Below are 13146 nucleotides of genomic sequence, written 5' to 3' on the forward strand. Positions count from 1 at the left end.
TTTATTTTTTCAGCCGTATGACAAGGTCGGCATCAGGTGTGACAAATACGGTATGCTGGCTGTCATAGGTGACAAATCCGGGCTTTGCGCCGTTTGGCTTTTTCACGTGTCTGATTTTTGTATAATCAACGGGAACGGAGCCGGAATCTTTCGCCTTGGAAAAATAAGCGGCGATCGCAGCCGCCTCCAGTATGGATTGTTCATCCGGATCGCTGCTTTTAATCACAACGTGGGAACCCGGAATGTCTTTCGTGTGGAACCATAAATCATCCCTTGCGGCAGCTTTTGTCGTTAAGTACTCATTTTGTTTATTGTTTTTGCCGACAAGAATCGTCAATCCCCGTGAAGATTCATATTGCTCCAAAACAGGAACGTGCTGCTTCTGTTTTTTCTGTCCTCGCTGCTGTTTCGGTCGCAGATATTTGCCTTCCACGAGCTCCTCCCTTATTTCGTGAATATCCTTTGTGGAGGCGGAGGAGAGCTGCTGGATCAGCTGATCGAAATAAGCGATTTCCTCCTCAGCCAGACGGATCTGTTCTTTTACCACCTCGACGGAATTCTTCGCCTTTTGATACTTTGTAAAATACATCTGCGCGTTTTCTGACGGTGTTTTGTTCGGATTTAAAGGGATGGTCACTGTCTTACTTTCTTCATCATAATAATTGATGACTTCCGCTTCTTTGTCACCTTTTTTCAGCATGTACAAATTCGCCGTCAGCAGTTCGCCGTATAGCTGGAATTCCTTCGCATTTTCTGAGTAGTCGAGCGTCTTTTCCAGCTTTTTTATCTTATTGGCGTTCTTTTTCCGTTCATTTGCGACAAACCGCTCGAGATCCTGAGCCTGCTGTTTGACGCGGTCGCGTTCCGCCTTGCCGAAATAAAACCGGTCCAACAGTTCACTCAGCGAGTGAAAGGTGCGCTCCTCACCGTTTACATGTGTGAGAGACAGGAGATAAAAGTATTCCTTTCCGCCGGCTGTCGTAATGTTCGGTGTAAACCTGCAATCTTTCACGGCATGGAACATTTCAATCAGCGTCTTCGGCAGCGTTATTTTGTTAGCGAGGCCCGCTCTGTGCACGGCTTCTTTTGCAAACAGCGGAGAAACACCGGAGAAATGTCTGACGATCTGCTGGTCAAGCCGTCCTTCTTGAAAACTGAGATAACGCAAAACGTCCTCTTCATCCGCGGCAAGCGGCGAAATTTTTTCCTGAGCGGGAGGAAGCTTGTAATCATAGCCCGGCAGAACGGTCCGGTAGCTGTTCATCGACGGAGATAAATGCTTCAGCCCGTCGATGATGGCTCCTTCTCCGTCAGTCAGAATAATATTGCTGTGCCGTCCCATAATTTCAACATACAGCGTTCTGACGGTTTCGTCGCCGATTTCATTTCTGCTTTTTATCCGGAATATCATAATCCGGTCTAATCCGGCCTGTTCTATTTTCTCAATAAATCCGCCTTCTATATGCTTTCTGAGCAGCATACAAAACATCGGCGGCTCGCTCGGATTTTCATAGGCCTGGTTTGTCATGTGCACCCGTGAATAGCTCGGATGCGCCGATAATAATAATTTATGGTTTTTTCCGTTAGCGCGGATATGAAATATCACATCATGCTTAAAAGGCTGATGGACTCTCGTAATCCGGCCTCCGGCGATCCGGCTGTTTAATTCATGTGTCATTCCGTATGTAAACATGCCATCAAAAGACATATAAAACACCCTTTCCTTCTTCCTGCATTCGATAATTATAGCATGAAAAGGGACGAGTCAGAATAAGCTTGTTTACAGAGTGACATCTCTAAAGCGAGGCAGGGGAGTGGACGAGAAGAATGAAGTTTCATGAAATGGGACAAACCGATTTGCTGAAAGCAACAAATACGTCCATTAAACAGGGGTTGACCGAAAAAGAGGTGAAAAAACGCCTTGAAAAGCACGGACCGAACGAGCTTCAGGAGGGCAAGAGGACACCGGCGATCGCCGTGTTTTTCGCCCAATTTAAAGATTTTATGGTGCTTGTGCTGCTGGCGGCAACCTTAATATCCGGGTTTTTAGGCGAATATGTAGATGCCGTAGCGATTATGGCGATTGTATTTGTCAATGGGGTTCTCGGTTTTTTTCAAGAGCGGCGTGCGGAAAAGTCTTTACACGCATTAAAAGAGCTGTCAACGCCGTATGTGTCAGCGTTGCGGGACGGGAGCTGGAAGAAAATTCAGTCCAAGGAGCTCGTTCCCGGCGATATCATGAAATTTTCAAGCGGCGACCGGATTGGCGCGGATGTGCGGATTGTTGAAGCGAAAAGCCTTGAAATTGAGGAATCGGCGCTGACCGGGGAATCAATTCCGGTGGTTAAACAAGCTGATAAACTGAGAAAGCCGGATGTTTCGTTAGGCGACATCAGCAATATGGCGTTTATGGGTACGATCGTAACGCGCGGCAGCGGTGTCGGCGTCGTCGTCGGTACAGGAATGAATACGGCAATGGGGAAAATCGCCGATATGCTGGAATCCGCCGGCAGCCTTTCAACACCGCTGCAGCGAAGACTTGAAGAGCTCGGCAAAATTTTAATTATCGTCGCGCTCCTTTTAACGGTATTGGTCGTTGCAGTCGGCGTCTTACAGGGACATGAGCTTTACAGCATGTTTTTGGCCGGGGTGTCATTGGCCGTCGCCGCGATTCCGGAAGGGCTTCCCGCTATTGTTACGGTGGCATTATCAATCGGCGTCCAGCGCATGATCAAACAAAAATCAATTGTCAGAAAGCTCCCGGCGGTTGAAACATTGGGCTGCGCCTCTGTCATTTGTTCTGATAAAACCGGCACGCTGACACAAAACAAAATGACCGTCACCCATATGTGGTCAGGGGGAAAAACATTTAAAGTGTCAGGCATCGGCTATGAGCCGGAGGGCGTTTTCACCCGAGATGAGCGGGAAATCAAGCCGAAAGATGAGAAGATTCTTGAACAGATGCTGGTTTTCGGCGCGTTGTGCAACACATCCGAAATCGCACTGAAAGACGGCCATTATGTACTCGACGGCGATCCGACAGAAGGAGCGCTGCTGACGGCTGCAAGAAAGGGCGGCTATTCAAACGATTGGCTCAGCGGGCACTACCGCGTGGTTGCCGAGTTTCCGTTTGACTCCGTCCGCAAAATGATGACCGTCATTGTAGAGGATCAGGAAAAAAAGCAGTTCGTCATCACTAAAGGAGCGCCCGATGTGCTGATTGACCGCTCGTCACATCTGATGTACGACGCAAGAAGCGCGCCATTTTCAGGAGAAAAGAAAGCAGAAACGGAAGCGGTTCTGAAAGAGCTGGCGTCGCAAGCTTTGCGTACGATCGCGATTGCTTATAAACCGCTTAAGCCCGGAGAAAAGCCGACAATGGAGCAGGCGGAAAAAAATCTGACGATACTCGGCTTGTCAGGCATGATTGATCCGCCCCGTCCGGAGGTCAGACAGGCGATTAAAGAATGCCGTGAAGCCGGCATTAAAACGGTTATGATCACAGGGGATCACGTCGAAACGGCAAAGGCCATTGCAAAAGATTTGCGTCTTCTTCCGAAAAAGGGGCGTGTGATGGACGGCAAGACGCTGAATGAGCTTACGGAGAAAGAACTTATCGAAACAGTCGATGATGTCTACGTCTTCGCACGCGTGTCGCCTGAACATAAATTGAAAATCGTCAAAGCGTTCCAGGAAAACGGACACGTCGTCGCCATGACGGGAGACGGGGTTAATGACGCGCCGGCCATAAAGCAGGCAGATATCGGCGTTGCCATGGGCGTGACGGGAACGGATGTGGCAAAGGAAGCCTCTTCTCTCATTCTGGTAGATGATAACTTTGCTACGATTAAATCAGCCATAAAAGAGGGACGGAATATCTATGAAAATATAAGAAAATTCGTCCGTTATTTGCTCGCCTCCAACGTCGGTGAAATTTTAGTGATGCTGTTTGCGATGCTTCTCGCTCTGCCGCTGCCGCTCGTTCCGATTCAGATACTGTGGGTGAACTTAGTCACTGACGGGCTGCCGGCGATGGCCCTCGGTATGGATCAGCCGGAAGGAGACCTGATGAGGCGGAAGCCGCGGCACCCGAAAGAAGGAGTGTTTGCGAGAAAACTGGGCTGGAAAGTCGTATCAAGAGGGTTTTTAATCGGAGCTGCAACCATTTTAGCGTTTATCATCGTCTATCACCGCAATCCTGAAAATCTGCCCTACGCACAGACCGTTGCATTCGCGACTCTTGTCCTGGCTCAGCTTATACACGTGTTTGACTGCCGGAGCGAAACGTCTGTTTTCTCCCGGAATCCGTTTGAAAATATCTATCTGCTCGGGGCCATCATTTCTTCTATCTTCCTGATGGTCATCGTCATCTATTATCCGCCGCTGCAGCCGATTTTCAAAACAGTGCCGATTACGCCGGGCGATTGGATGCTGATTATCGGTATGTCGGGCATACCTACTTTTTTGCTGGCGGGTTCACTTTTGACAAGAAAAAAATAATTCCATATGATATAATCTTAGGGGTAATAGCATATCTATTGCCCTTTTATTTTGATAACGGGAAAGAATTGGGTGTTTCATATGATACGGAGTATGACAGGCTTCGGCAGCGCAAGCAGCACAAAAGGCGATCTCTCGGCAACCGTTGAATTGAAATCCGTCAATTACCGGTTCAAAGAAGTGAACGCCCGCCTGCCACGGCCTTTGCTATATGTAGAGGATAAGCTGAAACAAACGATATTGCAGCATATACAGCGCGGAAGAGTAGAGCTGTTTCTCACTGTAAACAGTGACGCGCTCATAAAAAGAAGCCTGAACATCGATTGGGAGCTCCTTGATGAATATGTGAGCGCCGCACGCGTCATGAAAGAGCGCTACAGCCTGGCCGCAGAACCCGATGCAATGGAGTTCTTTAAATTTGAACATATTGCGCAGATACACGAAGAACAGATGCGTGATGACAAGCTTGAAGAAGTCATCAGGGAAGCCGCTGAGCTGGCTGTAAAGGAACTTTGTGACATGAGGGAAAAAGAAGGACGGCTTTTGGCGGAAGACTGCTTTCTGCACATCGAGCGGCTTGAGACGCTGTCCGAACAGGTGAAAGAGCGCGCTTCGGCCGTTGTTATTCAATACCGCGAGCGTCTTTACGCCCGAATGAAGGAATGGACGGAGGATGCGCTCGACGAAAGCAGGCTGATCACGGAATGCGCCATTTTCGCCGATCGTTCTGATATAACGGAAGAAATTACCAGATTGAAGAGCCATTTTGTTCAATTCCGTGATATATTAAAAGAAGGCGGGGCAGTCGGCCGCAAACTTGATTTCCTTGTTCAGGAGCTTAACCGGGAAGCGAATACGATCGGCTCAAAAGCCAATGATCATCAAATCACAAAGCTTGTCGTTGAAATGAAAAGTTCTATTGAAAAATTGAAGGAACAAGTGCAAAATATAGAATAGCGACTGTGCGTATTGTTTACAGACGGCCTCTTCAGGTTACACTAGAGACGTCTATTTTACAGGGGGAACGTAGAAGATGACGATTAAACTGATTAATATCGGATTTGGCAATATCATCTCCGCCAATCGGATGATTTCGATTGTCAGCCCGGAGTCTGCGCCAATAAAGCGAATGATCCAGGATGCAAGAGACCGCGGAATGCTAATAGACGCTACATACGGACGAAGAACCCGTGCAGTTGTCGTCATGGATAGTGATCACATTATCTTATCTGCCGTCCAGCCTGAGACAGTTGCACACAGACTTTCTGTGAAAGAAGAAATTATGGATGAAGGGCAGGGGTAATTGCCGCATGAAAGAAAGAGGGTTATTAATCGTTCTCTCAGGTCCCTCCGGAGTTGGAAAAGGAACGGTTCGGCAAGCAATATTTTCACAACAGGACACGAAATTTGAATACTCAATTTCAGTCACGACGAGAAACCCGAGAGAGGGCGAGGTCGATGGCGTCGATTATTTCTTTAAATCCAGAGATGAATTCGAACGCATGATTGAAAACAACAAACTGCTTGAGTGGGCAGAATATGTCGGCAACTATTACGGAACGCCCGTTGATTATGTCGAACAGACGCTTCAAGAAGGAAAAGACGTCTTCTTAGAGATTGAAGTGCAGGGCGCGCTCCAAGTGCGGAATGCATTTCCGGAAGGCCTGTTTATCTTCTTAGCGCCGCCGAGTCTTTCTGAGCTGAAAAACAGAATCGTGACAAGAGGAACTGAAACCGACGATTTAATCGAAAACAGAATGAATGCCGCAAAAGCTGAAATCGAAATGATGGACGCGTATGATTATGTCGTTGAAAACGACGATATCCAAACGGCTTGTGATAAGATTAACGCAATCGTTCTCGCCGAGCACTTAAAACGTGAACGCGTCGCTCCGAGATATAAGAAAATGCTGGAGGTAGAATAACTTATGTTAGATCCGTCAATTGACTCTTTAATGAATAAATTAGATTCTAAATATACGCTGGTGACCGTGTCTGCAAGACGCGCGCGTGAAATGCAGATCAAAAAAGACCAGCAGATTGAACATACCATTTCTCACAAATATGTAGGCAAAGCTTTAGAAGAAATTGACGCGGGCCTGCTTTCGTTTGAAAGAGAAGACAGCGAATAACAAGCACACGTAGCAACCTATCTCTACATAGGTTGTTATTTTTTTCCGTTTGGGATTTGTCCAATGCTTTCATAAAGGGGAGAAGACTTCATGAAAAACCGAAACATTTTGCTATGCGTAAGCGGAGGAATTGCCGTTTATAAAGCTTCCGCACTCACGAGCAAGCTGGTTCAGGCCGGCGCAAACGTCAAAGTGATTATGACTGAGTCCGCGCGTGAGTTTGTTTCTCCGCTGACATTTCAGGCGCTGAGCCGGAATGAAGTATATACAGATACATTTAATGAACAAAATCCGAAGGTGATTTCTCATATTGATGCCGCTGACTGGGCGGATTTAATTATTGTCGCGCCCGCTACGGCAAATATCATCGGCAAGCTTGCCAACGGAATTGCTGACGATATGCTCACAACGACGGTGCTGGCGGCTGAGGCCCCGGTCTGGGTGGCGCCTGCGATGAATGTCCATATGTATGATCATCCGGCGGTGAAACGGAACATCTCTGTGCTTTATCAGGACGGGGTCCGCTTTATCGAACCGAGTGAAGGCTATTTGGCATGCGGATATGTCGGCAAAGGAAGGCTGGAGGAGCCGGAGCTTATTGTTGAGCGTGTCAGAGAGCATTTTAAGGAGCCTGAAGACGATGCGCCGCTGAAAGGAAAACATATTGTCATTACGGCCGGTCCGACGCGCGAAGCCGTGGACCCTGTCCGCTTCTTCACAAATAAATCCACCGGCAAAATGGGCTACGCCGCTGCTGAAGCCGCTGTCCGTCTCGGGGCGCGGGTGACGCTGATTTCAGGCCCGGTGTCAATAGAGCCGCCAGTCGGGCTGTATCAGTTTCTTCCTGTGCAATCGGCAGCCGATATGAGAGAAGCCGTGCTTTCTGTGTTTGATTCATGCGACATGGTGATTAAGACGGCGGCCGTGGCCGATTTTACGCCGGCGGCTGTTTCTGATCACAAAATGAAGAAGAAAGACGGTTCGCTCGTGATCGAATTCAACCGTACGGCAGACATACTGAAAGAACTCGGCGAACGGAAAACACACCAGCTGCTGGTCGGATTTGCGGCTGAAACGCAAGACGTCGAACGCTATGCGCGCAGAAAACTCGAACAGAAAAACCTTGATATGATCGTTGCGAATGATGTGAAAGCAGAAGGGGCCGGATTTGGCACGGATACGAATGTCGTCACCTTCTATTTCCGGGACGGAAGAAAACGGGAGCTTGCGCTTATGTCTAAACTTGACGTTTCCTTTGAAATGCTGAAGGAAATGACCGCTTTGAAAGCCGAGGACCGAAAACCCGTATGAATGTAGCAGAAGTCATTGTCGATGTCAGCTCCAAAAACATTGACAGACCCTTTGATTACAAAATTCCCGATCATTTAAAAGGGATGATCGAAGTCGGCATGCGGGTGATTGTCCCGTTTGGCCCGCGCAAGCTTCAAGGATTTGTGACCGGTTTGAAAGATTCGTCTGAATTAAACGGCGGCTCAATGAAGGAAGTCGAGAAGCTTCTTGATTTGACGCCCGTTCTGACTGAGGAACTGATGCAGCTGTCTTCATGGCTTTCTGACAAAACGCTGTCGTTTAAAATCACGGCGCTTCAGGCAATGCTGCCCGCCGCACTGAAGGCGAAGTACGAGAAAGAGCTGAAAGTTGTTGACGAAGAAGCGCTGACACCGGACATCAAACAGCTTTTCAGGAATCAAAAAAGTCTTCTGTACTCGGATATTACCGATGAAAGCATTCTTTCGTCACTTCAAAAATTCGTGCGCAAAGGAAGCATTGATGTCACATATAAAGTCGCCCAAAAAACGAATAAAAAAATGATCCGCATGATCGAAGCGGGGGCGGACAAAGAAGAACTCGCCCGGCACGCAGATGCATTGACAAAGCAGGCTTCTAAACAGCTCGCCGTGCTTACTTATTTTATCGGCGGGGGAGCAAAGATTTCCGCGGCCGAGCTTTGCAAAAAGACCGATTCCAGTTCCGCGACGCTGAAAACGCTTCTTAAAAAGGGGCTTCTTACGGAAAGCTATGAGGAGGTTTACCGCGATCCTTATCAGGACAGAATGTTCAAAAAAACAGAGCCGCTCTCTCTTACAGAAGAGCAGCAGGCCGCTTTTGAGCCGATTAAACAAGCTGTAGCCGATCAAGTCCATCACGTCTTTCTGCTTCACGGCGTCACGGGAAGCGGCAAAACGGAAATTTACCTGCAATCCATTGAAAAAGTGCTGGCAAAAGGACAAGAAGCCATCGTGCTCGTTCCGGAAATCTCGTTGACACCGCAAATGGTCAACCGTTTTAAAGGCCGCTTCGGCTCACAGGTTGCGGTCATGCACAGCGGATTATCCACAGGTGAAAAATACGATGAATGGCGGAAGATTCAGCGCAAGGAAGTCCGGCTTGTCGTCGGAGCCAGATCGGCCATCTTTGCCCCGTTTGAAAATCTCGGCATGATCATTATTGATGAAGAGCACGAATCTTCCTATAAGCAGGAGGAAATGCCGCGGTATCATGCAAAGGACGTAGCCATCCGCCGGGCCGAGCATCACAGCTGTCCGGTCGTCCTCGGGAGCGCCACGCCGACATTGGAGTCATTTGCGCGGGCGAAAAAAGGCGTTTATGAGCTGCTTCCATTAAAACATCGCGTAAATCGCCAGCTCATGCCTGACGTTTCTCTCGTTGATATGAGAGAAGAACTGAGAAACGGCAACAGATCAATGTTTTCAAGAGAGCTGATGGAACAGCTGGAAGAGAAGCTTGCAAAAAAAGAGCAGGCCGTCCTTTTTCTGAATAAACGGGGGTATTCCTCGTTTGTGATGTGCCGGGACTGCGGTTATGTGCCGCAATGTCCGCATTGCGACATTTCGATGACTTATCACCGCTACGGACAAAGGCTGAAATGCCATTACTGCGGCCATGAGGAACCTGTCCCGGGAACATGCCCGGAATGCGGCAGCGAACATATCCGCTTTTTCGGCACGGGCACGCAGCGTGTGGAGGAGGAGCTTACCAAAGTGCTGCCTCAGGCGCGCGTGATCAGGATGGATGTGGACACCACTTCAAGAAAAGGCGCCCATGAAAAACTGTTGTCAGCGTTCGGTGAAGGGAAGGCGGATATCCTGCTCGGTACGCAAATGATCGCAAAAGGGCTTGATTTTCCGAACGTGACGCTCGTCGGAGTATTAAGCGCAGATACGACGCTTCACATCCCTGATTTCAGGGCCGCGGAGAAGACATTCCAGCTGCTGACGCAGGTAAGCGGACGGGCCGGGCGGCATGAAAAGCCGGGAACGGTGGTCATTCAAACGTATACACCGTCTCATTACAGCATTCAGCTGACGAAAACGCACGACTATGAAACTTTTTTTCAGCAGGAAATGGCGCACAGAAGGGCCCAGTCATACCCGCCTTATTATTACGTGGCGCTGGTGACCGTTTCTCATGAAGAAGCGGCAAAAGCCGCGGTCACCGCAGAAAAGATTACAAACTATTTAAGAGCGGGATGCGGGCCTGATACGAAAATTCTCGGGCCGGCGGCTTCCCCGATCGCCAGGATCAAAGATAGATATCGCTATCAATGCGTGATAAAATACAGACAGGAAAACGAGTTGCAGATTCAGTTGAAAAAGATACTGGAGCACTATAAACGCGACATTGCGCAAAAGCATGTAATGATTTCAATCGATATGAATCCGTACATGCTGATGTAACATTAGTTTTTGGAGGGCAAAATTTTGGCTGTGAAAAAAATCGTCACACACCCGGCGGAGGTTCTGGAAACACCTGCCGATGAAGTGACAGTATTTGATAAAAAATTAAAAAAACTGCTTGACGATATGTACGATACGATGCTCGAAATGGATGGCGTCGGCCTCGCCGCGCCGCAAATCGGCATTTTAAAAAGAGCGGCCGTCGTGGACATCGGTGAAGAAAGCGGCCGGATCGACCTTGTAAATCCGGTTATTCTTGAAAAGAGCGGTGAACAGACCGGAGTCGAGGGCTGCTTAAGCTTTCCCGGGGTTTACGGCGATGTCACCCGCCCGGATTACGTAAAGGTAAAAGCCCACGACCGTAAAGGAAAACCGTTTATTTTAGAAGCGGAGGGTTTTTTGGCCAGAGCCGTTCAGCATGAAATGGATCATTTAGACGGCATTTTATTCACATCAAAAATTACGGCTTACTACACTGAAGAAGAACTGGCAGAAATGGAAGGATGATTGGATGACAAGGATCGTTTTTATGGGAACGCCCGACTTTTCAGTTCCCGTCCTGCGCACGCTTATTGAAGACGGGTATGAAGTGGTTGGTGTCGTTACGCAGCCTGACCGCCCGAAAGGCAGAAAAAAAATCATGACGCCCCCTCCTGTAAAGGCTGAAGCTGAACGTCACGGCATTCCCGTGCTTCAACCCGAAAAAGTAAGGCTCGAAGAAGAAATAGAAAAAGTGCTCAGCCTGAAGCCGGACCTGATTGTTACGGCGGCATTCGGACAGATCCTGCCCAAGCAGCTGCTGGACGGCCCGAAATACGGCTGTATCAACGTACACGCGTCACTATTGCCTGAATTAAGAGGCGGAGCGCCGATACATTATTCGATTCTCCAAGGCAAGAAGAAAACGGGCGTGACAATCATGTATATGGTTGAAAAGCTTGATGCGGGCGATATGATTTCGAAAATCGAAGTGGAAATTGATGAAACGGATAACGTCGGCACGCTTCACGACAAATTAAGCATAGCGGGGGCAAAGCTTTTGTCAGAGACCGTCCCGAACGTCATTTCCGGAAATATTAAACCGATCAAACAGGACGAATCAAAAGCGACTTACGCGCCTAACATTAAGCGTGAGCAGGAGCGGATTGATTGGGCAAAGCCCGGAGAAGAGATCTACAACCAGATCAGAGGTTTAAACCCTTGGCCTGTCGCCTATACAACTTTGAACGGTCAAAATATGAAAGTATGGGCTTCTGAAAAAGTTGCGGCAAAAACTGAAGCTGCGCCCGGAACAGTCATCCGCACGGAGCAAAACGGCATTGTCGTCGCATCAGGAAACAGCACCGCACTTTTAATTACTGAGCTGCAGCCGGCGGGAAAAAAACGGATGAAGGGCGAAGATTTTGTAAGAGGCAAAAATGTGCAGCCCGGTGACGTGTTAGGAGAAGCAAATGAAGAAAATTAATGTCCGGGAGCTCGCCCTTGAAGCGCTTGAGAAGCTTGAGCAAAATCAGGCATACAGCAACCTGCTTCTTACATCGGTTATCAAAACGAACACGCTCAGCGATCAGGACAGAGGACTGCTGACAGAGCTTGTCTACGGAACACTGCAAAATAAAATCGCCTTAGACTACATGCTGAAGCCTTTTATCCGCAAGCCGAATAAAGTGAAGCCATGGGTGATTCAGCTGCTTCGTCTGTCCGCGTATCAAATGGAGTATTTAGAAAAAATACCGGATCGCGCCGCCATTCATGAAGCGGTTGAGATCGCCAAAAAACGCGGGCATAAGGGCATTGCGTCCTTTGTCAACGGCATCCTCCGCTCCCTGCAGCGTGAAGGGGCGCCGTCATTCGCTGAAATTGAAGACCCGGTTCTCCGTCTTTCCACAGAGACAAGCCATCCCGAGTGGCTCGTAAAAGAGTGGGTCGAGGCGTACGGCTTTGAGGCAGCTGAAAAGATCTGCCGGATTCATCTCATTCCGCCGAAGCAGACGCTCCGTGTCAATCACATAAAGAGCGACAGGGAAACGGTGCTGAATGAGATGGAGAATGCCGGTCTTGAAGCTGAAGCCGGAGACCTTTCTCCTGATGCGATTAAGCTTTTAAAAGGAAGTATCGCGAACACGGCATTTTTCCAAAACGGCCGGGTATCCATACAGGATGAAAGCTCAATGCTTGTCGCGCGGGCGCTGGACCCGAAGCCGGGCGAAACCGTTTTAGACGCATGCGCCGCACCGGGCGGAAAGTCGGCTCACATTGCGGAACTGATGGAGAACGAGGGGAGCCTCACATCGCTTGATCTTCACCGCCATAAAGTGAAGCTGATTAAAGAGGGCGCAGAACGGCTCGGGCTTACGATCATCGACGCACAAACGATGGATGCGCGAAAAGCGGGAGAGGCCTTTGGCGCAGAACGGTTTGACCGTGTTCTCGTTGATGCCCCTTGCTCAGGTTTCGGCGTCATCAGAAGAAAACCCGATATGAAATATACGAAGACGCCGGAGGACAGCAGACGGCTGTCAGAAATCCAGCTCGGCATTTTAAGGGAAATCGCCCCATTAGTAAAAAAAGGTGGCACACTCGTATACAGTACGTGTACAATGGACCGGACAGAAAATGAAGAAGTTATGCATGCGTTTATACAAGAACACCCTGAGTTTGAACCCGATTTGTCTCTTGAAAAGCGGCTGCCTGAAAAGGCGAGACCCTTTGTTCAGGATGGAAGCCTTCAAATTCTTCCGCATTATTTCGGAACAGACGGTTTCTTTATTAGCAGCATGAGAAAGAAGGGATAA

The 13146-nt window shown here is 48.7% G+C and carries 11 protein-coding genes; 10 read left to right on the forward strand and 1 reads right to left on the reverse strand.

Annotated elements, in window-relative coordinates:
* Position 1 precedes the first annotated feature (1 nt).
* Positions 2-1708 carry an Rqc2 family fibronectin-binding protein gene (locus tag G9F50_RS04395; RefSeq protein ID WP_031378752.1) on the reverse strand — a complete coding sequence of 569 codons (1707 nt, stop codon included), beginning with the start codon at positions 1706-1708 and terminating at the stop codon, positions 2-4.
* 119 nt (positions 1709-1827) lie between these two features.
* On the opposite strand from G9F50_RS04395, the gene G9F50_RS04400 reads away from it, so the two are divergent.
* The 10 genes from G9F50_RS04400 (at position 1828) to rsmB (ending at position 13146) form a co-directional block, all read left to right on the forward strand.
* Entirely contained in the window at positions 1828-4500 is a 2673-nt protein-coding gene (locus G9F50_RS04400) for a calcium-translocating P-type ATPase, SERCA-type (protein WP_025284709.1), read from the forward strand.
* A gap of 81 nt (positions 4501-4581) precedes the next feature.
* On the forward strand, positions 4582-5457 hold the full coding sequence (locus G9F50_RS04405; protein ID WP_007409745.1) for a YicC/YloC family endoribonuclease: 876 nt from the start codon (positions 4582-4584) through the stop codon (positions 5455-5457).
* 76 nt (positions 5458-5533) lie between these two features.
* On the forward strand, positions 5534-5803 hold the full coding sequence (gene remA, locus G9F50_RS04410; protein WP_003154355.1) for an extracellular matrix/biofilm regulator RemA: 270 nt from the start codon (positions 5534-5536) through the stop codon (positions 5801-5803).
* 7 nt (positions 5804-5810) lie between these two features.
* Positions 5811-6425, forward strand: a complete 615-nt coding sequence (gene gmk, locus G9F50_RS04415; protein ID WP_003154347.1) for a guanylate kinase — start codon at positions 5811-5813, stop codon at positions 6423-6425.
* A gap of 3 nt (positions 6426-6428) precedes the next feature.
* Entirely contained in the window at positions 6429-6632 is a 204-nt protein-coding gene (gene rpoZ / locus G9F50_RS04420; RefSeq protein WP_003154346.1) for a DNA-directed RNA polymerase subunit omega, read from the forward strand.
* A 90-nt stretch (positions 6633-6722) separates the two neighbouring features.
* A complete protein-coding gene (coaBC, locus tag G9F50_RS04425; protein WP_003154345.1) occupies positions 6723-7943 on the forward strand; it encodes a bifunctional phosphopantothenoylcysteine decarboxylase/phosphopantothenate--cysteine ligase CoaBC in 1221 nt (406 codons plus the stop codon).
* On the forward strand, positions 7940-10351 hold the full coding sequence (gene priA, locus G9F50_RS04430; RefSeq protein WP_060561706.1) for a primosomal protein N': 2412 nt from the start codon (positions 7940-7942) through the stop codon (positions 10349-10351). Before coaBC ends, priA begins: the two co-directional genes overlap by 4 nt.
* Positions 10352-10375: 24 nt before the next feature.
* On the forward strand, positions 10376-10858 hold the full coding sequence (gene def, locus G9F50_RS04435) for a peptide deformylase (protein WP_029325903.1): 483 nt from the start codon (positions 10376-10378) through the stop codon (positions 10856-10858).
* Positions 10859-10862: 4 nt separating this feature from the next.
* Complete coding sequence (fmt, locus tag G9F50_RS04440) at positions 10863-11816, forward strand: methionyl-tRNA formyltransferase (RefSeq protein ID WP_012117531.1); 954 nt, start codon at positions 10863-10865, stop codon at positions 11814-11816.
* The gene (gene rsmB, locus G9F50_RS04445; RefSeq protein WP_043021074.1) at positions 11803-13146 is read left to right on the forward strand and encodes a 16S rRNA (cytosine(967)-C(5))-methyltransferase RsmB; all 1344 of its coding nucleotides are present in this window, start codon (positions 11803-11805) and stop codon (positions 13144-13146) included. The genes fmt and rsmB overlap by 14 nt, the downstream gene beginning before the upstream one ends.

The organism is Bacillus sp. EKM206B (assembly GCF_011066015.1).
Classification (GTDB): Bacteria; Bacillota; Bacilli; order Bacillales; family Bacillaceae; genus Bacillus; species Bacillus velezensis.

Excerpts from the sequence above, each read along its gene's own strand:
- G9F50_RS04395 (WP_031378752.1), bottom strand. The coding sequence starts at position 1,708 with ATGTCTTTTGATGGCATGTTTACATACGGAATGACACATGAATTAAAC.
- G9F50_RS04400 (WP_025284709.1), top strand. The coding sequence starts at position 1,828 with ATGAAGTTTCATGAAATGGGACAAACCGATTTGCTGAAAGCAACAAAT.
- G9F50_RS04405 (WP_007409745.1), top strand. The coding sequence starts at position 4,582 with ATGATACGGAGTATGACAGGCTTCGGCAGCGCAAGCAGCACAAAAGGC.
- remA (WP_003154355.1), top strand. The coding sequence starts at position 5,534 with ATGACGATTAAACTGATTAATATCGGATTTGGCAATATCATCTCCGCC.
- gmk (WP_003154347.1), top strand. The coding sequence starts at position 5,811 with ATGAAAGAAAGAGGGTTATTAATCGTTCTCTCAGGTCCCTCCGGAGTT.
- rpoZ (WP_003154346.1), top strand. The coding sequence starts at position 6,429 with ATGTTAGATCCGTCAATTGACTCTTTAATGAATAAATTAGATTCTAAA.
- coaBC (WP_003154345.1), top strand. The coding sequence starts at position 6,723 with ATGAAAAACCGAAACATTTTGCTATGCGTAAGCGGAGGAATTGCCGTT.
- priA (WP_060561706.1), top strand. The coding sequence starts at position 7,940 with ATGAATGTAGCAGAAGTCATTGTCGATGTCAGCTCCAAAAACATTGAC.
- fmt (WP_012117531.1), top strand. The coding sequence starts at position 10,863 with ATGACAAGGATCGTTTTTATGGGAACGCCCGACTTTTCAGTTCCCGTC.
- rsmB (WP_043021074.1), top strand. The coding sequence starts at position 11,803 with ATGAAGAAAATTAATGTCCGGGAGCTCGCCCTTGAAGCGCTTGAGAAG.